Consider the following 26,438-nt stretch of genomic DNA (forward strand, 5'->3'; position numbering starts at 1 on the left):
CCCGCATCAGGCCAGCGACAGAAAGGCCCGGGCCTTGTGCTCGGTTTCCTCGAACTCGGCATCGGCCGTCGAATCGCTGACCAACCCACCTCCAGCCCGGTAGCTGATCTCGCCATCCGCGACAAGGGCGGTGCGAATGGCAATGCTGGTATCCATGGCACCGTCGTAGCCCAGGTAACCAACCGCTCCGCAGTAGACACCACGCCGGCCGCGCTCCAGTTCGGCAATGATCTCCATGGCCCGCCGCTTGGGTGCCCCAGTGATCGACCCCCCGGGGAAGCAGGCCCGCAGGAGCAGTGCTGGCGACGTGGTCGATGGCAGCCTGCCAGTCACCGTACTCACCAGGTGATGCACGGTGGGATGGGACTCGACGCGGAACAGCTCCGGCACCCGGATGCTACCGGTCTCGCAGACACGACCCAGATCATTTCGAAGCAGATCGACGATCATCAGGTTCTCTGCCCGATCCTTGGGGCTCTCGAGCAATGCCTGCAGCTGGGCAGCGTCCGCCGCCGGGTCCTGCACCCGCGGGCGGGTACCCTTGATGGGCCGGGTCTCGACCAGGCCGTCGCGCAATCGCAGGAAACGCTCCGGTGAAATACTGAGCACCGCCCGGCCGGCTTGCTCCAGGTAGGCGCCGTAGGGGGCGGGGCTTTGCCTGCGCAGAGCCATGTAGGCGGTCAGGGGGTCGCCATGGAAGTCCGCACGATAACGGCGGGACAGATTCACCTGGTAGCAGTCACCGTCCTGGATATAACGCATCACCCGCTGGAACTGCTCGCGATATGCGGCAGCGTGGGTATCGACCTGGATCGTACTCATCCGGTAATTGCCGAGCGGCGCCGCCCGTTGAAGCAGCCGGCTCAGTTGCCGGCTTGTCATGGAGGCACCGGGGAGAGTCAATAACCAGGTGGTGCCGGCATCGCGATCTCGCAGCACGGCCCAGTCGTAGAGCCCCACCGCCATATCCGGGAGGTCCGCGGACGCAGGCGACGGTTGCGGCAGGTGCACCACAGGGTAACCGAGTTCGTAGCCGAAGTAGCCCATGGCGCCGCCGGGAAAGGGCCACGGCCCGGCATCCACCCGTCGGCTTGCCAGACGCTCCGCGAGCACGCTGAAGGGATCGCGCCGACTGGCCTGCCAGACACCGTCACGACGGCGCCACAAACAGCGCCCCCGGCGACTGATGAGCAACTCGCCGGGCGCCGCGGAGATGATGTCGTAGCGCCCGCCGGCGCCGGCGCTGTCCAGCCACACCAGCCCGCCGCTGCCACGCAATGCCCGGGCGACACAAGCCGGCTCGATCGCATCATCCAGGCGCTCGGCCCTGACGGTTTCCCTCATCGCCCCCTCTTGTCACACCGCATTCTGGTGGCAGAGTGTACCCGGTCGAGGCCGCGTCGCCATCCATATGCTGGCCAGCCGGAATGGGCATCTGTAAAGTGTGAATTCATATTCAGATCTTTCATTTCAATCGTCCATCCCGGACGCGAACAAGGAGGTAGCCAGACACCATGGATGACACCATCCGACAGGCACAGGCGTTTTACGACAGCAGGCCCTGGTTGGCGCACTACGGCGAGGGAATCGATACGGAATTGAACGCGCTGCCCGACCAGACGCTGGTCGGTCTCATGCAGCGGGCCTGCGAGCAGTATCGCGAACGCGTCGCCTTCACCATCTGCCTCGACAACGGCCTGCATGCATCCTACAGCTATGGCGATATCGACCGCTTGTCTGATCAGTTTGCGGCCTATCTCTCCGAAGAGCTGAAGCTGCGCCCAGGTGACCGGGTGGCGGTACAGATGCCGAATTGCCTGGCCTACCCGGTTGCGGTGTTCGGCATCCTCAAGGCGGGGCTGGTTCTGGTGAACTTCAACCCGCTTTATACCGCCCGCGAGATGAATCTGCAGCTCAAGGACTGTGGCGCGCGGGTGTTACTGCTGATCGACCTCTTCGCCGACAAGCTCGGCGAAGGGCTGCGTGACACCGACGTGGAACATGTCCTGCTTGCCAGCGTCGCCACCGGGTTTCCCTGGTTGAAACGTACGCTGATCAGGACGGTGCTGCGCCTGAAGAAACAGATCCCCACCCCCACCGCGCAGACCCAATCCCTGGAGAATGCCCTGAGCCAGGGCGCAAACTTGCTGAAGGCTGGCAGGTTCTCCCCGGTGGAGCGGGCCACCGACGATCTGGCGGTGCTGCAGTACACTGGCGGCACCACCGGTGTGGCCAAAGGCGCGATGCTGAGCCACGGCAACCTGCTTGCCAACCTGGCCCAGATCCAGCAAGTGGCGGGGCCGGTGATCCGTCCGGGCAATGAGGTCATCCTCACCGCACTACCGCTTTATCACATCTTCGCCTTCAGCTTTAACATGATGACCTTCTTCATGAACGGCTGCCGCAACGTGCTCTGCCCATCGCCGCGTCCACCCAGCAATCTGCGCAAGGCGTTCGAGACATTTCCGGTGACCAAGTTCTCAGGCGTCAACGTGCTGTTCCACGCGCTTTGTCACGAGGACTGGTTCCGCGGCAAGCCGCCGGCCATCGACATGACCATCTCCGGCGGGACTGCGCTGCATGCAAGCGTGGCCAAGGAGTGGAAAGAACTGGTCGGCAGCGAACTCTGCGAAGGCTATGGCCTGTCCGAAACCAGCCCGGTGGTCTCGGTCAACCAACCCACCGGCCGCATCGTGCTGGGCAGCATCGGACTGCCGGTGCCGGGTACGGATGTGCGCATTGTCAATGACGAGGGCGCGCCCGTACCCCAGGGTGAAGCCGGCGAACTGGCAGTGCGCGGCCCACAGGTCTTCAGTGGTTACTGGAACCGTGATGACGAGACAGCGCAGGCACTACGGGACGGCTGGTTCCTCACGGGGGATGTGGCCACCATGGATGCCGATGGCTACATCCGCATCGTCGACCGAAAGAAGGACATGATCGACGTCAGCGGCTTCAACGTATACCCCAATGAGGTCGAGGAAGTGCTGGATGGCCACCCCGGGGTCGCCGAAGTCGCAGTCATCGGTGTGCCCGGCAAGAACGGCGGTGAGACGGTGCGCGCCTACGTGGTGCGCAAGGATCCGTCACTGACCGAGCAGGCGCTGATTGCCTATGGAAAGGAGCATCTGACCAACTACAAGGTGCCAAGGGAGGTGGTGTTTCGCGACGAACTGCCCAAGACCCCCGTTGGCAAGATCCTGCGCAAGGATCTCCGCAAGGAGGCAACGGCGGAGACCTGAGCCTCCACCCGGCGCCACCGGTCAGGCGATCAGTAGCCGTTGCGCTTCGGCGATCTCACCCCTGGCCTCCTGCATGATGGAGGCGGAATCCGTGATGCCCAGCTCTTCCAGACCGAGCCGGCGATAGGCGCTGGTCTCGCTGATCGCGGGCACCGCAGCCGCGTCGGCGGCCGGCATCGCCGGCCCGCCGGCCATGGTCTGCACCTGCGCGGTCATGACCAGGTCGCCGTAATCGCCACCGGGCGCATCCACCTCCCGCATCCAGTCTTCCGCCGCCAGCGGCACGGCAATCAGATCCTCGGGGAAGTTCCAGCGACGCAGGATCATGCTGCCAACCTGCCCCCGGTATTCGCGGATCGTCTCTTCAAGCAGACCCGGATCCTTGACCAGGGCCGGATAGGACGCCGCATTGGTCAACATGGGAATCACGCCGATGTCGTGCACCAGGCCCGCCAGCAGGGCACGGTCGGGGGCGAAGCCACTGAGCTTGCGCGCCAGCACCTGGGAAGTCGCTGCAACCAGGGAGCTGTGCATCCACAGTTCCACCATGCGCTTGTTCACCAGGGGATTGCTGGAATGAAAAACCGCCTTCAGGGCAATTGCGGTCACCACTTCCCGGGTGGTGGACAGGCCAAGCCGGGTGATGGCGGGCTGCAGGGCGTCGACGTCCCGCTGTCCGCCGAAAGCCGCACCATTGGCCGCCTGTATGAGCCGTGCCGCGATAACCGGATCGGACTGGAGAATACGCGCCAGGTCCGCCGGGCCAGCTTCATGCTCTGCGATTGCCTGCTGCACACGCACGGCGATATCCGGCATGCTCGGCAACTCCAGGCGATCGTTCATCAGATCATCGAACAACCGATAGAACAGGGCGTCGCCATCGCCGCCCTCGGGACTCACCTCCGCCACCTCGGCCTCTGGCAGCCTGCTGCTGGCAAGGAGTTGCTGGATACGGGCGGCGGACAGACGAATCAGTTTGACATCGGTGCCGGCCACGGCATGGCTGTCGAACGGCGCCGTGCGGGCCAACGGCTCCGGCGCCACGCCGGCGTTGCCGGTTCCGGTCATGGTGCGACGGGCGTTATCGCCGTCCACCAGCACCACCGTTCCCGAGAGTACGTAGCGGGCATAGCCGTCGGCACCGCCACGACGGAAGATCACCGTCTTCGCCGGGACCTCCTCGATCTCTACCTCGCCGGCCAGGGCCTGCAGGGCCTCCGGCGTCAATTCACGCAGAGGCACTAGGTTTTCAAGCAATTCCGGTTCAATTCTCGCCATATCCTGTCCCGAGGTTTTTATGTCGCTGCCTGGGAGCGCGCAGCCCCGACCCTTTCCCCGATGGTAGCGAACAGGGCTGCGTGGAAACGCGCCCGCGATCACATTCCAGGCACTCGACCCGTAGCGGTTCAGCGGCATAGCTGCGAGAGTAAGTGTGCAGACCGACCCACGGGAGAGCGACGCGCATGAGACTGACTGGACTCCGGCGCATGGGCTGGGGGCTGGCACGCTCCCTGGGCCGCCCCTCTCTTGCCCTGGCGCTGCAGGGTGGTGGCAGTCACGGTGCCTTCACCTGGGGGGTACTCGATCGCCTGCTGGAAACCCGCGTATCCATACTCGGCATCAGCGGCGCCAGCGCCGGGGCACTCAATGCGGCGGCACTGGCCTGTGGGCTGGTTCAGGGCGGCCATGACGGTGCCCGGCGCACACTGGAGGCTCTGTGGCTGGGCGTGGCCGAGCAGGCCCGCAGCGGCCCCCTGCAGAGCACGCCGCTCGATCACTTACTGCACGGCTGGAACCGGGATTACTCGCCGGGATTCGTGCTGCTGAAAAACCTGAGTCGTCTGGCTTCTCCCTACCAGTTGAACCCCGGCGACTACAATCCGCTGGTGCAGTTACTGGAGAAGTTCATCGACTTCGATGCGCTGCGACATCGGCACGCGCCGCCCCTGTTCATCGCCCTCACCAACGTGCGTAGCGGCCGGCTCGTCCTGCACAGGAATCAGGACCTGCGGCCGCGGTCCCTGCTCGCCTCCGCCTGCCTGCCGTTGCTGTTCCAGGCGATAGAGATCGACGGGGAGCACTACTGGGACGGCGGCTACACCGGTAATCCACCGCTGTTCCCGTTGCTGCTGGAAACCCCGGCCAATGATCTGCTGGTGGTGCAACTCGCACCCGACCGCCATGAAGCCGTACCCACCCAGGTTTCCGGGATTGTGGATCGCGCCAACGAAATCGCCTTTCAGTCGACACTCACCCGGGAGCTGCAGATCCTCGCGGGACTGCGGCGCGCGGGCCGGCTGCGGGGAGGCAGCGGCATTTTCCTGCACCGCATCAGCGCCGACGAGGATGTGGCGGGACTTGGCGGCACCAGCCGGATCAATGCCGACCGGGCCTTCCTTGAACACCTTCGGGACCAGGGCCGGCAGCGGGCCGATGAGTGGCTGTCGTCACAAGGCGGCCATATCGGCGGAACACCAACCACGCGTCTGGACGATTTTCTGGTGTGACTGCCGGCGGCGCAGGGCTATTGCCATGCTCGCGATGGTGACAAGGGCGCAGCGCTTCCATAAGCTTTGCCGTGCTCGCGCCGGCAAGGCTGGCGCGGCCGACGAATCACCATTGGGGAGCGAGACAGTTCATGGCAGGTCACAGCAAATGGGCCAACATCCAGCATCGCAAGAAGGCGCAGGATGCCAAGCGCGGCAAGATCTTCACCCGCATGATCCGGGAGATCGCTGTCGCCGCGCGCATGGGTGATCCGGACCCGGCCAGCAACCCGCGTCTGCGCCTGGCGGTTGACCGCGCGCTGTCGGTCAACATGCCCAAGGACAACATCGAGCGCGCCATCAAGCGCGCCTCCGGCCAGGACGACTCGGCCATTTACGAGGAAATTCGCTACGAGGGGTATGGCCCGAATGGCGTGGCGGTGATGGTCGACTGCATGACCGACAACCGCAACCGCACCGTGGCAGAGGTGCGCCATGCCTTCTCGAAGTTTGGCGGCAACCTGGGCACCGACGGCTCGGTGGGGTTCCTGTTCTCCAAGGCCGGTGTGATCACGTTTCCGCCGGACACCGAGGAGGATGCCGTCATGGAAGCGGCCCTGGAGGCCGGCGCGGAGGATATCCTCACCAACGAGGATGGATCCATCGAAGTACTCACCAGCCCGGACGAATTCATGGCCGTGCGCGATGCCCTGCAGGCCTCTGGCCTTGAGCCCGCAGACGCCGAAGTCACCCAGCGCCCGGCAACCACGGTGGCCGTGTCCGGCGACCAGGCGGCAACGATGATCAAGATGCTCGACATGCTGGAAGACCTGGACGATGTGCAGAACGTCTATCACAACGCCGACATCGATCAGGATGCCTACGATGCCTGAGTCGGGAGGCCCGGTGCATGAGCCGCATACTCGGCATTGACCCCGGCTCCAGGGTGACCGGCTTCGGCATCGTGGAAAGTGCCGGCCGGGGGTTTCGCTATGTCACCAGTGGCGTGATACGCACGGCGTCGGCCACGTTCCCGGAGCGGCTGCGGATCATATTCGAGGATCTCACCGCCCTGATCCATGAGCACCAGCCAGAAGCGCTGTCGGTGGAGCAGGTACACGTTCGCCATAATGTTTCATCGGCGCTGAAGCTCGGTCAGGCCCGGGGCGCGGCCATCTGTGCCGGTGCGGTGCTGGGCCTGCCGGTGCACGAATACACACCGGCGGAAGCCAAGCAGGCACTGGTGGGCCAGGGTTCGGCGGACAAGCAGCAGGTCCAGATGATGGTGCGCCTGCTGCTGGAGCTGCCCACGGCGCCGCCGGAGGACGCCGCCGACGCCCTGGCAATGGCCCTGTGCCATCTGCACCAGAGCCCTTTCAGTCGCCGGGTCGCCCAGGCCACGGCAAAACAATGGAAGTGAACCCTTCACCATGATCGGACGCCTGCAGGGACATCTCGCCGAGAAACAGCCGCCCGCGCTACTGCTTGACGTGGCCGGTGTGGGTTACGAGATAGAAGCGCCCATGTCCACCTTCTACGCGCTGCCAGCCGTGGGCGAGCCGGTGACTCTCTACACCCACCTGTCCATCAAGGATGACGCCCACAACCTGTACGGTTTTCTGACCCGGCTGGAACGCAGCCTGTTCCGCAGCCTGATCCGGGTCAACGGTGTGGGCCCGAAACTGGCGCTGACCCTGCTCTCGGGCATGAGCGTGGACGAGTTGATCCACTGCATCCAGCAACAGGATGCCGACAGCCTGACCCGCCTGCCGGGGGTGGGCAAGAAGACCGCACAGCGGCTGGTGATCGAACTGAAGGACGGTTTGAACAACCTCGGTGGCGGCGGCGCCCTGCCAGGCGTTGGCGGCAAGGCCCGGACGGCCCCCGCGGGCGACGCCAGCAGTGACGCCATTGCCGCCCTCGTGGCCCTGGGTTATCGCCCCGCGGAAGCGAGCAAGCTGGTCTCACGGGTGGATGCCACGGACCTGCCCAGCGAGGAAATCATCCGACTGGCCCTGCAGAACACGGTAAGATGATCGACGGCACACAGGCCAATCGAACAGCGCCACTGCGAGTTGCTCCATGATCGAACCGGATCGCCTGGTTACCGTTTCCGCCAACGCCGATGACGAAGCCATCGAGAAGGCGCTGCGTCCGCGCCGACTGGCCGACTACGTGGGCCAGCCGGCCATGCGCGAACAAATGGAGATCTTCATCCAGGCTGCCCGCAATCGTGACGAGGCGCTGGATCATTTGCTGATCTTCGGCCCGCCAGGTCTTGGCAAGACCACACTGGCGCACATCGTCGCCAACGAAATGGGTGTGAGCCTGCGCCAGACTTCGGGGCCGGTGCTGGAGAAGGCGGGCGACCTTGCTGCCCTGCTCACCAACCTCGAACCCGGCGACGTGCTGTTCGTGGATGAGATCCATCGCCTCAGTGCACCGGTGGAAGAAGTGCTCTACCCGGCCATGGAAGACCAGAAAATCGACATCATGATCGGCGAGGGCCCCACGGCACGCTCCATCAAACTGGACCTCCCACCCTTCACCCTGGTGGGAGCCACCACACGGGCCGGGCTGCTGACCTCGCCGCTGCGGGCGCGCTTCGGCATCGTGCAGCGGCTGGAATACTACGGCGCCGATGACCTGGCCTACATCGTCACCCGGTCGGCGCAGTTGCTGAAACTCCCGCTTGAGGAGGCCGGCGCGAGGGAAATTGCTCGCCGTGCGCGGGGCACGCCGCGTATCGCCAATCGACTGCTGCGCCGGGTGCGGGATTTCGCCGAGGTCAAGGCAGACGGTCGTATCACCGCCGAGGTGGCCGACGCGGCCCTGCGCATGCTCTGCGTGGATGACAGCGGCTTCGACGAGCAGGATCGGCGCCTGCTGCTGACCATCATGGACAAGTTCGACGGCGGGCCGGTGGGGCTGGACAACCTGGCGGCGGCCATCGGTGAAGAGCGCGGCACCATCGAGGAGGTGCTGGAGCCCTACCTGATCCAGCAGGGCTTTATCATGCGCACCCCCCGCGGCCGCATGGCAACCGCCAATGCCTATACTCATTTCAACCGTCCGCCTCCGGGGCGTATCGTCACCGAGTCGCGGGATCTTTTCTCCGAGCAAAAGGATGGAACGCCGCACGGCTGATCCAGCCGTTTCTGCCGGGGACGTCGCTGTCACGGCCGGCAGCGTGAGCCCGCACGCATCCGGACGCCATGTATGACCCTGTACCAACCAAAATCCCTGGCGAAACTGATCCTCTACGGCTTCGCCTTCGTATCCCTGCCCCTGGTGCTGGCACTGGGCTATGCAGCGCTGCAGGTGGACCGTCTGGCCCATCAGTCACAGACCGCCGTCTATCAGGCGGTGCAGGCCATCACCAACAGCCGGCAACTCATCGACCTGCTCACCGACATGGAGCGCAGCGGGCGGCAATACCTGATCCTGGGTGACAGCGAGTTGCTGGACGCCTTCGAGCAGGTCAATGGCGATTTCATGACCACCGCCCAGCGGCTGCAGCGCCTGCCGCTGGACAGCGATCACCTGGACAGTGTCGATGCCCTGATCGCCCGGCAGGAGCAGGTTGCCGAGGCCATCCGCGAAAACGACGAAGCCCTGGATCAACCGGCGGTCGCCGCCGCCTTCCTCGACCTGAACGAGCTTGCCCAGCAGGTGCTATCCGGCAGCAACAGGATGGTGGACCGGGAGGTGAGCATTCTGCGCGAAACCGCGGGGACGGCCCGCACCCTGCTCTTTGCACTGGGGCTGGGGCTGGTATTGCTGACCATCAGCTCCGCCACGCTGTTCACGTTCCTGATCTCCCGCCCGGTTCGCCAGCTGGACCGGGCGATTCGCCGACTCGGCGACGGCCGCTTCGACACCCCCGTGCAGGTCCGGGGCCCGGAGGATCTGGAGTATCTCGGCGTGAGACTGGACTGGTTGCGTCAGCGACTGATGGAACTGGAAGAGCAGAAGGGGCGTTTCCTGCGGCACATGTCCCATGAACTCAAGACCCCCTTGACCGCAATCCGCGAGGGTGCGGAGCTGCTGCAGGACCAGGCGGTGGGCGACCTCACGGCAGAGCAGCACGAGGTGGTCAGCATACTCCAGCACAACACCGTGGCCTTGCAGCGGCTCATTGAAGATCTGCTACGGTTCAGTACGGCACCGGAAGATTCCGGAGATCTCCAACTCTCCGGCATCCGGCTGCCGACACTGATCGATGAGGTGGCGCGCAACCATAAGCCGGTGATCATGTCCAAGAGCCTGCGGCTGGATCTGGCGGTTCAGGACATCCATTTCCAGGGCGACCTGGAGCGGTTGCGCACCCTGGTCGACAACCTCCTGTCCAACGCGGTGAAGTTCTCGCCCCGCGGCGGCACAATCAGGATCGAGGGACACTGGGAGGGAGACGCGGTGATCATGGAAGTCGCCGACCAAGGTCCGGGCATCCCGCTGGAGGAGCGCGAATCGGTGTTCGACGCATTCTTCCAGGGGCGTCACAAGGCCGAGGGTTACGTCAAGGGCTCCGGCCTGGGCCTGTCCATTGCCCGTGGGCATGTCGAGGCCCATGGGGGTAGTATTTCGGTCAGCGGCAATGGCAGCCACGGTACGTGCATCCGCGTGACCCTCCCTCGCCATCAGCCCGCCATGGTCACCATGATCCGGGAAGACAGCAGAGCCACCTCATGATCAAGCTCCATCGTTTCGTCCTGCTCGCAGCTCTGAGCATCACCCTCGCCGGCTGTGCAAGCCTTGGCGAGAGTATGTGCGAGCTTCTCGAGTGCCCTGCGCCGGAGCCGTCTCCAGTTGACGACAGTTTTCAGCCCGCACCGGACTGGCTGGCCGACTTCAGCGCAGACATGCGCGCATCCGATCAGGAACGCGTCGATCGTTACGGGAGCCTGCGACCGCGCCTGGCCGAGGACCGATGCAACGGTCTCACCGTGCGGGTTGCCGCGCTGCACATGACTTTGCCGGAACCCCCGCAGGACGACATGCAGCCGGTTCGCCGTTCGCTGGAGCAGTGTGAGCAGGACCCACGGGACCAGGACATACAGGCGCTGGCACGGCTATTGCTACAGGGACTGGACGAGCGTAGGGGCAGCCAGGAGACCCAGGCCGCCATGCGCGAGCAACTGACACGGGAACAGTCGCGCAACGCCGCGCTGGAAGAGCAGATCGAAGCCCTTAGAGCCATCGATCAGAGCATCCGCGAGCGTAGCCGCTGAGAACGCCACCACCGGAGGCCCCATGAAGCGCAATGTCCTGCTGGTCGACGACGATCCTGGTTTGCTGAGGCTGTTGTCCATTCGCCTGAAGTCGGCTGGCTACTCGGTCAATACGGCACCCAGTGGAGAGCGGGCCCTGGCCGTGCTGGCCGCCCAGCGGCCGGATGTCATCATCACCGATCTGCGCATGGACGGCATGGACGGGCTTGCCCTGTTCGATGCCGTGCACCGTGAGCACCCAACTCTGCCGGTCATTATTCTTACCGCCCACGGCTCCATACCCGAAGCGGTGGAAGCCACCCGAAACGGTGTGTTCAGCTTCCTGACCAAGCCCTTCCAGAGCCAGAAGCTGCTGGAGCAGGTTGCTGCGGCCATGCAGCTTTCCGGCGGCGCCGATAACGACGGCCAGGATGATACCTGGGCCGACGGCATCGTCACCCGCAGTGCCACGATGAAGGACATGCTGAGCAAGGCGCGCATGGTGGCGGATTCCGACGCCAGCGTCTTCATCAGCGGCGACAGCGGTACCGGCAAGGAGCTGCTTGCCCGCGCGGTTCATCGCGCCAGCCGCCGCCACGACAAGCCCTTCATCGCGGTGAACTGTGGCGCCATCCCCGAGCCGCTGCTGGAGTCGGAACTGTTCGGCCACCGTCGCGGCTCGTTCACGGGCGCCACCCAGGATCACACCGGGCTGTTCCAGGAGGCCAGTGGCGGCACGCTGTTCCTGGACGAGATCGGCGATATGCCGCTGGCGCTGCAGGTCAAGTTGCTGCGGGTGCTGCAGGATCAACAAGTTCGTCCGGTCGGCGCAACCCGGACCATACCCGTGGATGTCCGGATCATCTCCGCCACCCACCGCGACCTGGAGCAGGCCATGGCCGAGGGGGAGTTCCGTGAGGATCTCTACTACCGGCTAAACGTGGTGTCCCTGGAGTTGCCACAGCTCGCTGAGCGGCGGGAAGACATTCCGCTGCTGGCCAATCACTTTCTTGCCCAGTTGCGGGAGAAGTACGGCAAGCATGTCCGCGGCTTTGCGCCGGAGGCCATGGAACGCCTCGTCAGCGCGCCCTGGCCCGGCAACGTACGGCAGCTCTACAACGTGGTGGAGCAAACCCTGACCCTGGCCACCACGCCGGTTATCAATGACACGCTGGTGCAGAACGCGCTGCGTGACGAGCCGGGTACCATCATGCCTTTCGCGGACGCCAGGAAGCGATTCGAGAAGGACTACCTGGCCAAGCTGCTGCAGACCACTGGCGGGAACGTGAGCCAGGCGGCACGGCTTGCCAAGCGCAACCGTACGGAGTTCTACAAGCTGCTGCACCGCCACCATATCGATCCGTCGTTGTTCAAAGCGACCAGCCGTCAGTAGGCCACGCTCCAGCCCTGTCTCAAGAAGGAGACAGGGCTGGATGCAGCAGTGACGCCATTATTCGCCAAACCCCGCCCAGCCCCGTCGCCAATCGGCGACAGTGCTTAAAGAGAATTTATTTTAGGTACTTGCCGTAAGTTCTCGATAGGCTTTACATTAAGCACGGTTACAAGGTGGCGTCGATCACACGGGATCCATGACGAGTTTTCACTGGCCGATACGGGTTTACTACGAGGACACGGACAGTGGTGGCATGGTCTATCACGCCAATTACCTGCGCTTCATGGAACGTGCACGCACCGAATGGCTACGCAGCCTGGGGTTCGAGCAGGACGCATTGCGCCGGGAACCCGGGGTGCTTTTCGTCGTCCACTCCATGGATATCCGCTTCCGCAGGCCGGCGCGTTTCAACGCCTGCCTCAACGTGGTGAGTTCTTTGCTGAAGCGGCGCCGGGCAAGTCTGACCTTCGATCAGCGCATTCATGACGAAAATGACCAAGCGATCTGCGAAGCCACGGTAACGGTGGCCTGCATCGACGCCAATACGGAACTGCCGACGGCCCTGCCTGACGCGCTCATTGCGGAGTTCTCCCATGCAAGATGAAATGTCGATCATGCATCTGGTGCTGGAGGCCAGTCTGCTGGTCCAGCTGGTGATGCTGATCCTGGCACTGGCATCCATTGCGTCCTGGGCGCTGATCTTCCAGAAACGGGCCCAACTCCGCCGCGCCCAGGCGGATGCGGAAGATTTTGAAGACCGGTTCTGGTCCGGCGGCAATCTCGCCGAGATCTACGCCCGGATCGGCGGTAGCGAAGACAACCAGAGCGGCATGGAGCGCATCTTCCGGGCCGGGTTCCGCGAATTCTCCCGCATGCGCAAGCAGGGCTCACCGGTGGCGGCACAAGTCGAAGCCGCGCAGCGTGCCATGCGCATCACCCTGTCCCGGGAAGAGGATGATCTCGAATCGCGCATCCCGTTTCTTGCCACCGTCGGGTCGGTCAGCCCGTACATCGGGCTGTTCGGGACGGTGTGGGGGATCATGAATTCCTTCCGCGCACTGGGCGCCCAGCAGCAGGCGACGCTGGCAACCGTGGCTCCGGGTATCGCCGAAGCGCTGATCGCCACGGCACTGGGCCTGTTTGCGGCCATCCCGGCGGTCATCGGCTACAACCGTTATGCCAACCAGGTGGAGCGGATGTGCGGCCGATACGACACCTTCATGGAGGAATTCGTCAGCATCCTCCAGCGACATGCCCACTCCACAGCATCCGCCGGCAGCGCGACCGGTGACCGCTAGCAACGTGGGCGCGACGCCGAAGAGGTGGCGATGAGAAAGCAGCGCGGCGCACGCCGCAAGCCGATGTCCGAAATCAACGTGGTGCCCTACATCGACGTGATGCTGGTGCTGTTGGTGATTTTCATGGTCACCGCCCCCCTGCTCTATCACGGCGTTGATGTGGATCTGCCGGAGATTACCTCGGAGCCCATCGACCAGAGCGACATCGATCCGGTAGTGGTCACCGTCACCGGTGATGGCGAATACACGGTGAGTATCGGCATCGACCCCGATGAACCAGTGACACCGGATGAGTTGATGGATCTTGTCGCCCGGGTCATGCGGAACAACCCGCAGACCCCGGTGATGGTGCGCGGCGACCGCAACGTGGCCTACGGCCACGTGCTGACGGCCATGTCCTCCCTGCGAGGCGCCGGCGTGCCGCAAGTGGGGCTCATGACCCGGCCCCCGCAGGAGTAGACGGAATCATGCCTGTCTCCCGCCCCGGCCTGCGCGACAGCCGCTTTCTGCTGTACTCGCTGATCGTGCATGCGGTGGCCCTCGCCTTGCTGTTCGTCAACCTGTCCTCGCCCAGCGTCGCCGTGCAGCGGGAGGAACCACCGGAAGTGATCCACGCAGTGGCGCTGGATGAACAACAGGTCGTCCAGGACCTGGACGCCCGGCGGGAGGCGGTGGAACAGGCCCAGCGTGAGGAAGAGCGTCGCCAACAGGCCGCCGAAGAGGCCCGGCGCGAACAGGAGCGCCAGCAACAGCGTCAGGAACAGGAGCGCCGGGAAGCCGAGCAGCGGCAGCGCGAGCAGGCAGAGCAGGAGCAGCGCCGGCAGGCCGAAGCCGCGGAGCAACGTCGTCGTGAGGAACAGGCAGCGGCGGAACGCGAGCGTGAGCGCGAGGCAGAAGTGCGACGGCAGGCGGAGGAAGAGGAACGCCGTCGTGCCGAGGCCGAAGCCGAGCGCCGCCGCCAGGAAGAAGCCGAGCGTCAGCGCCGTGAGGAAGAACGCCGGCGGGCGGAGGAAGAACAACGCCGCGCCGAGGAAGAGCGCCGCCGCCAGGAAGAGGCCGAACGCCAGCGCCGGGAGGAAGAAGCCCGCCAGCAACGGGAACGCGAAGAACAGCTGCAGCGTCAGGCCGAAGAAGAGCAACTGGCCCGGCAGGCCGAGCGGGCCCGGACGCGTTTCGTCTCGGTCTGGGCGGATCGGGTGCGCAATGCGTGGACGCGTCCGCCTGGTTCTGTCGACGGCCTGACCGCGGATGTCCGCGTGCGCTTGCAACCGTCCGGCGAGGTGGTCAGCATCGAAATCATACGCAGCAGCGGAGATGCCACCTTTGACCGCTCGGTGGAACAGGCAATTCGACGTGCCTCGCCGCTGCCGGTACCGGACAGCGCAGACGCGTTTCGCCGCGCCAACCTGGACAATGTCACCTTCAGATTCAACCCGGATGGATAAATCATGCCCAAAAGACTGGCCAAGCTGCTGACCGTCGCCCTGACGCTGGCATTGTGCCCGGTGGTGGCGAAAAGCGAACTGCTGATCGAAATCACCGGCGGCGCGGAAGCGGCGGTACCCATTGCCGTCGTGCCTTTCGGCTGGTCCGGCAGCGGCAGCCCGCCGCAGGACATCGGCGCCATCATCAGCAACAACCTGACCCGCAGCGGCCAGTTCGAGTTGCTGCCCCAGGAGGACTTCATCGAGCGCCCCACCCGCCGCGAGCAGATCAACTTCGGCAATTGGCGTGCCCTTGGCGTAGACCACCTGGTGATCGGCGAGGTGGAGCAGGACGGCGACCGCTATCGCGTCAGCTACCAGTTGCTGGATGTCTTCGCCGGCAGTTCCATGGCCGGCCGACGCTACAGCGCCGGCGTGGACGATCTGCGCACCGCTGCACACACCATCAGCGACGAGATCTACGAAGAGCTGCTGGGGCGCCCCGGCGCATTCAACACACGCATCGCCTACGTCGCCATCAGCGACGAGAGCGAGGGACGCCGTTGGCGGCTCGTGTTCGCCGATGCCGACGGCCACTACCCGGAGAGCATCCTCAGCTCCCGCGAGCCCATCATGTCGCCGTCCTGGTCGCCGGATGGGCAGCGGCTCGCCTATGTGTCGTTTGAAAGCCGCCGCTCGGAAATCTTCGTCCAGGAGATCGCCACCGGTGAGCGCGAGCGCGTGGCCAGTTTCGAGGGCATCAACAGTGCGCCCAGCTGGTCGCCGGATGGTCGCCGTCTGGCGGTGACCCGCTCCCGCGGCGGCCAGACGGACATTCACGTGCTGGACCTGTCCACTGGCGAAACCCGGCAGGTCACGGATCACTGGGCCATCGACACCGAGGCGGTGTGGACGCCGGATGGACGCCACCTGATATTCACATCCGACCGGGCCGGCGGCCCGCAGATCTACCGCGTGCGGGCCGATGGTGGGCAGGTCGAACGGCTGACCTTCGAGGGCAACTACAACGCCTCCCCCGCGCTGTCGCCGGACGGGCGACAGATAGCCATGGTGCACAGGAATCAGCGTGGCTACGTCATCGCCGTGCAGGATATCGACGGTCGGAACTTTCGCGTGCTGACCCGCGGCGAACAGGACGAAAGCCCCAGTTTCGCACCCAATGGCGCGCTGATCCTGTATGCCACCCGCGCCAATGGCCGCCACCTGCTTGGCACCGCATCGTTATTTGGCGACCGACGCCAGACCATGTCCACCGAAGGCCAGCGGATTCGCGAACCCGCATGGTCGCCCTGACACCACAACCCGATCGCGTACGGACCACCACACACCGGAGAAATGACGATGAAAAACACGGGCACTACACGCTGGATCATGATCGGCATGCTGGCGCTGTTCCTCACCGCCTGTGCCACGCTGGATGACGAAACCCGCGTCGAGGATCGCCCCGATAGCGATCTGACCGAAGAGGAAATGGCGGCAATCGACCGGGAGCGGGCCGCCGCTGCGCGCGCCGCCGAAGGCCGCCGCTCGCTGGACGGTGAAGCGCTGGACGAGTTGCTGGACGACCCGGACAGCCCCATCGGCCGACGCACCATCTACTTCGAATTCGACAGCAGCGATATCCGCGAGCAGGACCTGGAGATCGTCGAGGCCCACGCCCGATTCCTGGCCGACCATCCGGATCAGCGCATCATTCTGGAAGGTCACACTGACGAACGGGGCTCTGCCGAGTACAATCTTGCACTTGGAGAACGCCGCGCCCAGTCGGTGAAACGCGCCATGGTGCTGAGCGGGGCGTCGGAGGACCAGATCCGGGTCATCAGTTACGGCGAGGAGAAGCCCGCGGATCTGGGCAGTAACGAGGAGGCCTGGTCCGCCAACCGACGAGCGGAGCTGGTCTATCGAGACGTCTTCTAGAAACCCGGCTCGGGCTTCGGGCGCTCCGGGTGACACGCCAAGGGAGTCGACATGACGACACAGCCGATCAGCGTGCGCATTGCGCTCGGCGCCGCACTTGTGGCCGGACTGGCTTGCGGCACGGCCACCGCCGACACACAGCAACGCCTTGACCGGATCGAGCGGCTGCTGGAAAGCAGCAGCCTGCTCGATATGGACCGTAACCAGCAACAGCTGCAGCGGGAATTCGCCGAGTTGCGCGGAGAGGTGGACGTCATGCAACGCCAGCTCGAAGAGCTGCGCCAGCAGCAGCGCAACCTCTACGAGGACCTGGACACGCGGCTCCGGAACCTGGAGCGTGATGGCGGGTCTGGCGGTGGCTCTGCAGATTCCGACCTCATCATCCCCGATGCCTCGGTAGACGACGACCTGGTGGACCTGCCGCCGGCAACGCCATCACTGGAAGACGACCTTGCGTCAGCCTCCGCCGAGGAGGACGAGCCGGAGTCGGAGCTGCTGGCATCCGAGGCGCAGGGGAACGGTGACGCAGGTGCCGCGGAAGAGGACTACCAGCGTGCCTTCGATCTGCTGCGGGAAGGCCGCTACCAGGCTGCCGGCAACGCCTTCAGCCAGGTGGCCGACAACCATGCAGGCACCATCTACGCCGACAACGCCCGTTACTGGCTCGGCGAGACCTACTACGTGGTCCGGGACTTCGATGCCGCCATGGAACATTTCACTGCGGTGGCTGAGAACGACGACAACAACAAGCAACCGGATGCCCGCCTGAAGATCGGCTTCATCCATTACGAACGCCAGCAGTGGGACCGCGCCCGGCAGACACTGGAGCAGGTACGGGACGAACACGCCGGCACCACAGTCGCGACGCTGGCCGAGGACCGCCTCAGGCAGATGCGGGACGCCGGTCGCTGAAGCGGCAACACACGAACGGAACCGATGAATCTCGCGTGCGCTTGACTCGCGGGGTTCGTCTAGTATGATTTCGCCGCGTTGGGCCGTTAGCTCAGTTGGTAGAGCATCGGACTTTTAATCCGCTGGTCGTAGGTTCGAATCCTACACGGCCCACCAATAACTTAGACCACTTATCCACAGAGCTCTTCTTTAGAGGAATAACCGTACTATAAGCAAGGCGGACTAACATTCGGTGCATCCGACATCCATCCGTCGAGCATCCCCCCGAAGACCTGCCGCCACCTACTCTCACGGCCAGCCAACAGACATAAATCCGCTTAGCACACCGCTGTTACCATGCGGGCTACTCCCCGAGCCTCATGCCGGCGACGTGCAAGCAATCCGCCATCGCGCATTGCAATTGCTCAAGCACCGCTACCCTGAAGAACTAGCCGATGCTGCATCGGGCGTGCGGCGATGCTGAGCACTGGCGTGGACCGATTGAGCAGATCAGTACGGATTTGCGTGAGATGGGCGGTCTCTCGCAGACTTATTCGGGCGGGCACGATCACCATACGGTAAACAATCCAAACGCAAGGGGGCTCCATGAAGGACCAAGGTGACGATATCGCTCTACCCATCAATACCGAACCTGCCTTGCGTGAGATTAACGAGAAATGGCGACTGGCGGCGCTAAAGGCAGCGAAGGCTCCAGAGAATCAACTATTGCCTAAAAACTACGGCCAGCGCTGTAAAGAATGGTTTATGCGTGATTTCTGGTCGGCGCATGAGGCCGCGAATCTGCTTGTGGGATGCGATCCTGAGCGTCAACTCGGGCTTCCTGGCCACGAGGCATTGGACAATCGCGCTCATCAACTCGTCGATGCGATCAAGCGATCTGAACTTCGGACCGAAGGCCGAATGAAGAAACTCTACGTGGCCAAAGACGTGCTTCGCTGGGCCGAGGAAAAGGCCATTAGGTTGCCGGAGCCGCTTTGCGAGGCAATGGGAATACCTGCGGCTGAGCAGAGTGAGGAGAAAAAAATTCACGGAAACAGCCTGGTGAATGCTCAAAAGCGCGAGGAAGTTATGGGCGCTGCGTTCCTCGCGATGATGCGGTATCGACATCAATGCTTGGGTGTGGGCGGGAAGTTCAACGGCGCGCAGATCGCCCGTATTCTTGAAAGCAACGTGGAAGAGCTGTTTGGGAAATCAAATTTGCCCATGGAAGCTCCTACCATGGCGAAGCTGATCAACTCCTACCTGGGGCGAATCCCGAAGGACAAGCGGCGCTAAGTAGTCGCTCTGACTCCCCCCTTTCGTAAGATTGCAGGCCCAAGCAACTGCAACCAATCCCTACATGGAAAATGGCACGTAAAAATAGACGTCGGCTTCTATTTTTGCGTGCCCCACCTCCAAGCCCAATTTCTTAATCATGGCTCCTGTTCAAACGCATTCTGCGCGATAAGGAGCTGAAGAAATGGGGACCGAACTACTCAATACTCGACAGGCAGCCGCCTACCTCAACATGAGCAAAGCCTTCCTGGAGCGCGACCGCTGGGCGGGCGCCCGGATTCCGTTTCTGCGCGTAGGGAGTCGGGCTGTCCGCTACCGGCGGACGGACCTCGACGCCTACCTCGAAGGCCGCGTGCGCCACTCCACCAGCCAGGCTGGGTAGGCATGATGTTGGTCACAAAAATGCCAGGAACTGGTAGGCCGGGCCGTAACGGAGCTGTGCCCGTATACGACGTTGGTTCTGTATACGGAAAGGGGCGGCCCTTGCGATCGCCGCTCCCTTCGGCGTCTGTAACGTCACGTTACCTAACATTACGGCAATTGTCGTCCCGTTACTTAACGACGATGCCGCTGGGTAATCGCCCTATAGGGTTCGGCAACCGTATTGGGCGGATCGGGTGATGAGTCAGGATTTCCAGGTCGAGGGAGTCCCATGTGGTTGGAACCACCTTCCATCCCCGCGCGTTTGGGACGACGGCCGAGTCACGAAGGAGACCCGCCCGCTGTGGGGGCCAGTTGGCGGACGGTATCACGCAGATGACGCGTCGCACCTCACCCATGCCTTGCGTGCACTGCCCGAGCGCTGGCGTCGTGACGTACTGAAGCATTATTCAGCCTTGAACGAGTCCGAGGGGCGGTCAGGCGCAAACCGATGGATCAGCGATCTCGCCGAGGAAGCCCGCTCCTTTCCGCTACGCCTCGGTGCCGATTCAGAAGAGATCCGCCAAAAGGCCGCCTCCATGGCGAAGCATTGCGCCAGGAGCCGAACCCTAGCCGGTGCACTTCCTTGGTGTGATCGGATGGGCGTTAGTGCTCCGCACGGAGAGACCGACGACAGCAAGCTTCGACGCCTATGTGATGTGAAGTGGTGGCGCCGGAAGCTCTTCGCATCTCATACGCAGCACGTCGACAAGTTCGCCAGAGAATTCGGGCTGGTACACCAGCGGCGCGGCGTTTACGTTTCCGACGCCGCGATGGGACTAATCCAAGCCCGACGGAAGAATGCCCGGCTTATGCTGGAGCAGTGGGAAGCTGTTAACGAACTCGATCAATCCTTTTCACTCGCGGAGCTTCAAGACCTCAGCGTTTCCAATCCTCGGCTTCGCCGTAACGAGATGATGACACGCCTGTCCGGCACCGAGAGCCGTGCCAGGGAGGTCGGTCATGCGGCGGCAATGTTCACCGTTACGTGTCCTTCAAGGTTTCATGCGGTTCTGTCTGCCAGCGGAAAGCCGAATCCGCGCTTTACTGGGCTGACGCCCCATGATGGCGCGCAGTATCTGAACCGGGTGTGGGCAAACGCCAGACGTTGGCTTAACCAAAAGGGTGTCCACGTCTATGGCATTCGCGTGCGAGAACCCCAGCATGACGGCACACCGCACGATCACCTCCTGCTGTTCGCGCCCGCCGACCAACTCGATGAGGTGATCCGGATACTCCGAACATGGGCTCTGAAGGATTCACCCGAGGAACCTGGCGCACAGAAGTACCGATTCGATGTGCGGCGCATTGACTACAGCAAGGGCACAGCAACCGGTTACGTCGCCAAGTACGTCAGCAAGAACATTGACGGTTACGGTGTCGACGCAGACCTCTACGGTAACGACGCCAAGAATTCAGCTCAGCGTGTGAGCGCCTGGGCTTCCGTTTGGCGGATTCGACAGTTTCAGTTCTTCGGCACTCCGCCGGTTTCCCTGTGGCGTGAACTGCGGCGCGTGACAGATGGAGAGGTATCGACCCCGTTCGCTGAAGCGGTTCTTGCCGCAGATGAAGGGGACTGGGCCCGTTACGGCAAGGCGCTTGATGCAGCGCCGCTCAGGCTGTTCCAAGTGTGGAGTGATGCGCCAGGAGCCTATGGCGAGCCCAAGGGCTATCAGACGCTTGGCGTCGCGACCGCAGACGGCAAGCACTCACTCCTTACGCGATCGCACAACTGGACCATCCGACAGATGGTAAGCAGGCCGGCGGGTGATCGGAATACTGCGGTCGAGGGCTTCTCCCCTTGGAGTTCTGTCAATAACTGTACGGGTGCCCCGGCCACCAACCTTCAAGAGGTCCGGCAGCCCCCTTCCCCCCATATGAACCAACGTAAAGGGCCCTCGTACGCGAGCCCTGCCACAAATCGCGAGCCCCCAACTTCGCACATCGGTCAGAAGCGGAGGAGGTTGCCTTCACTTGGTCTAGTCCCCCTTCGGCCAGAAATGGACGCGTGGCACTAAGGTGCGAGGGACCTAACGCAGACCTCTAAAGGTGCTCGGCCCTGGTTGACGGTTCATTACGTCGGTAGACCATTAGACCAACCAGTTGCCCCACACTCCTCGAGCAGTAGATCACCGACGCTGATCCCGCATCATAATTCGTCCAGTGAAAGCACCACCCGCTGTCAGCGAAACCGCCGCCCTTTACAGTGGGACCGAATACTGGCAACACAGTCCCAGCAGGCCACACTACGAGGATACCATGTCACGACAAGCCTTCACCGCCGCAAACCTGCGCCGCGTTTACCGGCCACGCCGCATTAAGCACAGCGACGCCGAAGTGCGCGCGGCAGCCGACTCGGCCGCCCGTCAGATACAAAGCGGATCGTTTTCTTGGGGGCGCGTCACCAATACCATCGCCAACGGCAGCAACGTTTTTTTCTTTAAAGACTTGCCGAGTGAACTCGTTCTCAGCAAGCTGACAATGAACATCTCAAGGGCATACAACGTTAACCCATCCAACCGCGACCTAATAATTGACCAAGTACGCACCCTGTTAACGGAGCAGCTGCCATTCTCAATCCTAACGTTTGACATCAAGAACTTCTTTGAGAATATTGACCGCTACAGACTACTCAGGGATCTAGACCTGCAACTATACCTCTCCGCGGAAACCCGAAACCTACTCACTGACCTGCTGAAGAATAGCCCATTCCACCGGATGCGAGGCCTCCCTCGTGGTCTGCCCATCAGCACCCCACTCTCAGAGTTATACTTGGCTCCTCTTGATCAACGACTAAGACAAATCTCGACGGTTTATTACTATGCTCGCTTTGTCGATGATATTGTAATTTTCTGCTCAATGGACCCCGCAAAAACAATCGAGCAGATACACGCGATCACAGAGGACCTGAGGGTACCACTGAACACAAAAAAGCACCGGCAAATTGACATCCAGTGCCCAAAAGCTAACGGACCCGGTCAGCCACCACCTCCGCCGTGCTTCCCCACGTGCAAATGCAAGGAAACCAAAGGTTTCCCCGTGCACCTCGAATATCTCGGCTATCGATTCAACTTTTCTTCGGCGCCCAACGGGCCCAGCACCTCAAAGCCAACCCCGAAAACCGTCGAAGTAACAATCGCTCAAAAGAAAATAAAAAAAATTAAAACTCGCCTCGCACGAGCCTTTGTTGATTACACAATAACGGAAGACTATTCCCTATTGGTCGATCGAGTACGGTTTCTTACAGGCACGTTCCCTATAACCCGCAGGGCGGCAGCGGGACGGCTGAAAGGAGGCAACCACTTCAATTATTCCCGTCTGACTGATAGCTGCGCCCTGCGCGAGCTCGATGACTTCAAGAGCCGGCTGGTGTATTCCCGTCGCGGCACGCTCGGAAAGAGACTTTCTCCTTTGCTAACACGGGATCAAAAGAATCGGTTAGCCCGCATTTCATTCCAATACGGTTACGCCAATGCCGTCTTGCATCGATTTACCCGCCGACGCATATATGACATCAAGAGGTGTTTCCCAAGATGAGGTATAGAATTCCCTTTGATCCACGCGACTTCGATCGCGTTATCTTGACAGAAACGTTGCCTTACGAGTGTCCTTTTATTTTTTCCAACGACTTCTTCTATGCCCGTCTCAGAAAGGAACTCGCAGGAAAGACTGACGCGCTCACAAAAGAATTCCTCCAGTCAGGCGATCTCCCATATACCGTACCGTACTCCTATGAGGCAAGCTTAGGCGGGGGCCGCTTCCGCACGTTGAGCGTGCTCCACCCACAGACACAGCTGGATGTAAGGGAGTTCTATAAACGCTACTTTTCAATGATTATTGATAGGTGCGGCATTAGCCCTGTATCCATTCGGCGCCCAGCGCGCATCGCTTCGGCCTTCTACGAGAAGGAGTTGCTGAAAACGAACGACGAAATCAAGTCGGACGAGGTAGAAGCGCAGCCCGAAGATGTTCACCGTACGCATCGGCGTTTTTCTTCCTCTTTCTTTGTGTACAAATCCTTCGCTCGACTATTTGAATTCTACAACTCGTCGGATTTTCTAAATCTTGAAAAAAGGTACGAGCGATTCACGAGCTTCGATATATCGAAATGCTTTTACAACATTTACTCCCACAGCATTGCTTGGGCGGTTAAGAGCAGAAGCTTCGCTAAAGTCAACACGCGGGCCACCTCCTTTGAAAACGACTTTGACAAACTAATGCAGAAAGGAAACTTCAGCGAGACTAACGGAATCGTAGTTGGACCCGAAGTGTCCCGGATTTTTGCCGAGATCATTCTTCAGGATATTGATATGCGGGTAGCCCATAGGCTACGGCAGCGAAAACTATACCACAGACAACAATACGAAATAAGGCGGTACATAGATGACTACTTCCTCTTTACGAACGACGAGCATACAGAAAATGTCGTTATACAGACGCATGAGACCGTTTTAGCCGATTACAAACTCTTCTTGAACCGAGAGAAGCTCAAGAAAACGACCCGGCCGTTTAGCACCCCAATTTCGGCGGCTAAACATGAACTACTCGATCTGCTCGAAGGAGTCTTCGCTGACCTCTTCGTCAGCGGAGAGCTCGCGAAACATGGGGGGCATGACTATTCCCCCAATAGATCGTATGCGCGCCATCGGCAAGGCTCAGTGCATGTTCGAGAATATTTCGATTGGTCCTGGACGCCGCGTAAACTGTTGGATCGGTACAAGGCGACGGTCAAGGCGTATGATATTCGGTATGAAGACGTATCGGGCTTTTTCCTGGGGATTATTCGCCATCGACTTCTTCAAGCGTTCACACGGCTTTGCTGTGCGATGGACAGAGACGTAGAGTACAACTCGCTCAACAGGCTAATAGGCTTTATCGTCGAGGTCGTCTTTTTCGTCGTGATGACCGATGTAAGGGTAAGACCCGTTGATATCGCAGCGCAGATTCTGGTGTTGCTAAAAGAAGCGCTCGCTGACTACGATCCGCCCCTAATACAAATATTTGAGGAGGCGGTGCAGATAGACTTCGCTAGGTCTTTTTTGTCGGGGGGGGAAGAATCGGTCGCGACGCTCCATCCGTTAGAGTTTTGTTCGCTATTGGTAACCGTGAGTAACGTGACTCCGAACTGGAAGGTGGATCCAAGCACGTTGCTTGAGTTTTGGCAAGCGGTGTCTTCCCGGCAGGCGCCAGTCAACGAGACGCGCAAGTTTCCTTACTTTGAGGCGGTGTCTATAGTTTATTTTTGTAAATACGACCCCGACTACGACAGAGTTCGAGAGGAAGTTGCAAATTCCCTTGTCACTGCACTATCAGAGCCGCACCCGAGATTTCACGCGAGTCTGACGTTGGCGCTTTTTGATTTCATGAGCTGCCCGTTTCTGGCAGAGAGTCAAAAGCGGCAAATCGCTTCGGAGGCGTGGAAAAGCACATTCATGGTTCCGTCTGCGAAGGGGAATAAGGTGTCAGAGTTTATTACTTTCACGTCGTCGAAAACTTGGTTTGTTGACTGGGAATCCGAAATCAATGTTCGGCGAGCGCTTTTTAAGAAGGAGTTGCGGGCATCCTACTGAACTGTTTTCCTGTACGAGTTACGTCGGTTGCCGTCACTCAAGTGACGCGAATACGGGGCGAGTGCCGTCCAGATCTGTATACGGGTCTGGCCGGGTTCGCCACCGACAGAGCCGGGCTCCGCCTGGTTCTACACGCAATGGCCGTCGTAACCGGGGTGTCGGCTCTCTGGGGCCGACACCCCGTCACCTTTTCCCTTCGGTGGCTGTCAGCGTAGCTGGGGGCCGCGCTGTTTTAGACTCGTAGAGTATCCAGCGGCGCAGGTCTTGGCTCGTTTTGGTGGGTCAAGGCTTCCTTTTCAGCATATTTCCGTTCGGTGGAGCGACGCTGCGACCGGCAGCATTGGGTCCGCAGCTGCCTTAGGCGGCTTTCGCGGGCGGAAGGCCCGTTCGCACAAGCAATCAGCACAACGGGGCGAAGTGGACTCTAAGGGCGTGCCGAGTGATCGCCGCGCGGGCCCTCAGGAGTGTTGAGAGGTGGTGAGTACCAGTACGTGCGAAGGTCGCCGGGAGCCGGCGCGCGGTTAGCGGTCGTCTACATTACGTCTACATAACGAAAAACGGCTCACACCATAATGATGTAAGCCATGGTGAGTTCAATTGATCGATGCAACACCCTTAGTTCTTAATGCTACTTTTTGGGGGTGGTGCACATGGCAGAAATGGGGAGACCGGGACTCTCGGCCGGACAGAAAGCAGAGCTTTGGGCACGGTGGAAAGCCGGCGAGTCGCTGAGTGACATTGGCCGAGCGCTGGGCAAGCACGCCGGCTCCATTCATGGAGTCGTTGCCGCGCGCGGGGGCATCGCCCCCGCGGAGCGCCGCAGATCCCGTTTGGCATTGACGCTTGCAGAGCGGGAGGAGATTTCCCGTGGCCTTGCCGCTGGGGCATCCATCCGCGAGATCGCCTTGAGGCTTAACCGAGCCTCATCCACAGTCAGTCGAGAGGTCACGCGCCACGGCACCCGGCACACATATCGGGCGACTGTGGCCGATGGACGGGCATGGGATCGGGCGCGACGCCCCAAGACCTGCCGGCTCGCAACCCATGTTCCGCTGCAACAGATTGTGGCCGAGAAGCTTTCATTGGACTGGTCGCCCGAGCAAATCGCAGGATGGCTACGGGTGCAGTACCCAGACATGTCCGACATGCATATCTCCCACGAGACGATCTATCGCTATCCGACGTCAACTACTTTGACCGGTCGACGACAATTAAAGTGGCCGGTCGGTGGGCGTAGTTGTCGTTAGCTTTCCAGCGTGCTCTTCTGCTC

The 26,438-nt window shown here is 61.7% G+C and carries 24 protein-coding genes and 1 tRNA gene; 23 read left to right on the forward strand and 2 right to left on the reverse strand.

Going from position 1 to position 26,438, the window contains the following annotated elements; translation table 11 throughout:
• Positions 1 to 6 precede the first annotated feature (6 nt).
• Positions 7 to 1,344 carry an aminodeoxychorismate synthase component I gene (gene pabB / locus J2T57_RS05820; RefSeq protein ID WP_253475620.1) on the reverse strand — a complete coding sequence of 446 codons (1,338 nt, stop codon included), beginning with the start codon at positions 1,342 to 1,344 and terminating at the stop codon, positions 7 to 9.
• 170 nt (positions 1,345 to 1,514) lie between these two features.
• On the opposite strand from pabB, the gene J2T57_RS05825 reads away from it, so the two are divergent.
• On the forward strand, positions 1,515 to 3,242 hold the full coding sequence (locus J2T57_RS05825) for an AMP-binding protein (RefSeq protein ID WP_253475623.1): 1,728 nt from the start codon (positions 1,515 to 1,517) through the stop codon (positions 3,240 to 3,242).
• A gap of 21 nt (positions 3,243 to 3,263) precedes the next feature.
• Here the strand turns inward: J2T57_RS05825 and J2T57_RS05830 are convergent, their stop codons facing one another.
• Complete coding sequence (locus J2T57_RS05830) at positions 3,264 to 4,520, reverse strand: HDOD domain-containing protein (RefSeq protein ID WP_253475626.1); 1,257 nt, start codon at positions 4,518 to 4,520, stop codon at positions 3,264 to 3,266.
• A 185-nt stretch (positions 4,521 to 4,705) separates the two neighbouring features.
• Between J2T57_RS05830 and J2T57_RS05835 the strand changes: the two genes are divergently transcribed.
• From J2T57_RS05835 to J2T57_RS22370, 22 genes are all read left to right on the forward strand, one after another.
• On the forward strand, positions 4,706 to 5,749 hold the full coding sequence (locus J2T57_RS05835; RefSeq protein WP_253475629.1) for a patatin-like phospholipase family protein: 1,044 nt from the start codon (positions 4,706 to 4,708) through the stop codon (positions 5,747 to 5,749).
• A gap of 131 nt (positions 5,750 to 5,880) precedes the next feature.
• On the forward strand, positions 5,881 to 6,621 hold the full coding sequence (locus J2T57_RS05840; RefSeq protein ID WP_253475632.1) for a YebC/PmpR family DNA-binding transcriptional regulator: 741 nt from the start codon (positions 5,881 to 5,883) through the stop codon (positions 6,619 to 6,621).
• A 17-nt stretch (positions 6,622 to 6,638) separates the two neighbouring features.
• Entirely contained in the window at positions 6,639 to 7,148 is a 510-nt protein-coding gene (ruvC, locus tag J2T57_RS05845) for a crossover junction endodeoxyribonuclease RuvC (protein WP_253475635.1), read from the forward strand.
• A gap of 10 nt (positions 7,149 to 7,158) precedes the next feature.
• A complete protein-coding gene (gene ruvA, locus J2T57_RS05850; protein ID WP_253475638.1) occupies positions 7,159 to 7,764 on the forward strand; it encodes a Holliday junction branch migration protein RuvA in 606 nt (201 codons plus the stop codon).
• A gap of 46 nt (positions 7,765 to 7,810) precedes the next feature.
• Positions 7,811 to 8,875, forward strand: a complete 1,065-nt coding sequence (ruvB, locus tag J2T57_RS05855) for a Holliday junction branch migration DNA helicase RuvB (protein WP_253475641.1) — start codon at positions 7,811 to 7,813, stop codon at positions 8,873 to 8,875.
• A 72-nt stretch (positions 8,876 to 8,947) separates the two neighbouring features.
• Positions 8,948 to 10,420 carry a sensor histidine kinase gene (locus J2T57_RS05860; RefSeq protein WP_253475644.1) on the forward strand — a complete coding sequence of 491 codons (1,473 nt, stop codon included), beginning with the start codon at positions 8,948 to 8,950 and terminating at the stop codon, positions 10,418 to 10,420.
• Complete coding sequence (locus J2T57_RS05865; protein ID WP_253475646.1) at positions 10,417 to 10,959, forward strand: hypothetical protein; 543 nt, start codon at positions 10,417 to 10,419, stop codon at positions 10,957 to 10,959. Before J2T57_RS05860 ends, J2T57_RS05865 begins: the two co-directional genes overlap by 4 nt.
• A 22-nt stretch (positions 10,960 to 10,981) precedes the next feature.
• On the forward strand, positions 10,982 to 12,331 hold the full coding sequence (locus J2T57_RS05870; protein WP_253475650.1) for a sigma 54-interacting transcriptional regulator: 1,350 nt from the start codon (positions 10,982 to 10,984) through the stop codon (positions 12,329 to 12,331).
• A 196-nt stretch (positions 12,332 to 12,527) separates the two neighbouring features.
• Positions 12,528 to 12,935 (forward strand): tol-pal system-associated acyl-CoA thioesterase, encoded by a 408-nt coding sequence (gene ybgC / locus J2T57_RS05875; protein WP_253475653.1) that lies wholly within the window; start codon positions 12,528 to 12,530, stop codon positions 12,933 to 12,935.
• The gene (gene tolQ, locus J2T57_RS05880; protein ID WP_253475656.1) at positions 12,925 to 13,629 is read left to right on the forward strand and encodes a protein TolQ; all 705 of its coding nucleotides are present in this window, start codon (positions 12,925 to 12,927) and stop codon (positions 13,627 to 13,629) included. Before ybgC ends, tolQ begins: the two co-directional genes overlap by 11 nt.
• 30 nt (positions 13,630 to 13,659) lie before the next feature.
• Positions 13,660 to 14,088, forward strand: a complete 429-nt coding sequence (gene tolR, locus J2T57_RS05885; RefSeq protein WP_253475658.1) for a protein TolR — start codon at positions 13,660 to 13,662, stop codon at positions 14,086 to 14,088.
• Positions 14,089 to 14,096: 8 nt separating this feature from the next.
• Positions 14,097 to 15,074 (forward strand): cell envelope integrity protein TolA, encoded by a 978-nt coding sequence (tolA, locus tag J2T57_RS05890; RefSeq protein ID WP_253475660.1) that lies wholly within the window; start codon positions 14,097 to 14,099, stop codon positions 15,072 to 15,074.
• Between the two features lie 3 nt (positions 15,075 to 15,077).
• Complete coding sequence (tolB, locus tag J2T57_RS05895) at positions 15,078 to 16,367, forward strand: Tol-Pal system beta propeller repeat protein TolB (RefSeq protein ID WP_253475663.1); 1,290 nt, start codon at positions 15,078 to 15,080, stop codon at positions 16,365 to 16,367.
• Between the two features lie 48 nt (positions 16,368 to 16,415).
• Positions 16,416 to 16,991 carry a peptidoglycan-associated lipoprotein Pal gene (gene pal, locus J2T57_RS05900; RefSeq protein WP_253475666.1) on the forward strand — a complete coding sequence of 192 codons (576 nt, stop codon included), beginning with the start codon at positions 16,416 to 16,418 and terminating at the stop codon, positions 16,989 to 16,991.
• A gap of 51 nt (positions 16,992 to 17,042) precedes the next feature.
• On the forward strand, positions 17,043 to 17,903 hold the full coding sequence (gene ybgF, locus J2T57_RS05905; protein ID WP_253475669.1) for a tol-pal system protein YbgF: 861 nt from the start codon (positions 17,043 to 17,045) through the stop codon (positions 17,901 to 17,903).
• An 80-nt stretch (positions 17,904 to 17,983) separates the two neighbouring features.
• Positions 17,984 to 18,059 (forward strand) — tRNA-Lys (locus tag J2T57_RS05910).
• A gap of 429 nt (positions 18,060 to 18,488) precedes the next feature.
• Complete coding sequence (locus J2T57_RS05915) at positions 18,489 to 19,178, forward strand: hypothetical protein (RefSeq protein WP_253475672.1); 690 nt, start codon at positions 18,489 to 18,491, stop codon at positions 19,176 to 19,178.
• A 184-nt stretch (positions 19,179 to 19,362) separates the two neighbouring features.
• Positions 19,363 to 19,560: a helix-turn-helix transcriptional regulator gene (locus tag J2T57_RS05920; RefSeq protein WP_253475675.1), complete on the forward strand. Its 198-nt coding sequence runs from the start codon at positions 19,363 to 19,365 to the stop codon at positions 19,558 to 19,560.
• 454 nt (positions 19,561 to 20,014) lie between these two features.
• On the forward strand, positions 20,015 to 21,616 hold the full coding sequence (locus J2T57_RS05925; protein WP_253475677.1) for a replication endonuclease: 1,602 nt from the start codon (positions 20,015 to 20,017) through the stop codon (positions 21,614 to 21,616).
• Between the two features lie 241 nt (positions 21,617 to 21,857).
• Complete coding sequence (drt3a, locus tag J2T57_RS05930) at positions 21,858 to 23,135, forward strand: antiviral reverse transcriptase Drt3a (RefSeq protein ID WP_253475680.1); 1,278 nt, start codon at positions 21,858 to 21,860, stop codon at positions 23,133 to 23,135.
• 44 nt (positions 23,136 to 23,179) lie between these two features.
• The gene (gene drt3b / locus J2T57_RS05935; RefSeq protein WP_253475683.1) at positions 23,180 to 25,168 is read left to right on the forward strand and encodes an antiviral reverse transcriptase Drt3b; all 1,989 of its coding nucleotides are present in this window, start codon (positions 23,180 to 23,182) and stop codon (positions 25,166 to 25,168) included.
• Positions 25,169 to 25,827: 659 nt separating this feature from the next.
• A complete protein-coding gene (locus tag J2T57_RS22370) occupies positions 25,828 to 26,415 on the forward strand; it encodes a helix-turn-helix domain-containing protein (RefSeq protein WP_366519075.1) in 588 nt (195 codons plus the stop codon).
• Positions 26,416 to 26,438 lie beyond the last annotated feature (23 nt).

Origin of the sequence: Natronocella acetinitrilica (assembly GCF_024170285.1) — a bacterium.
In the GTDB taxonomy this organism is placed as follows: Bacteria; Pseudomonadota; Gammaproteobacteria; order Nitrococcales; family Aquisalimonadaceae; genus Natronocella; species Natronocella acetinitrilica.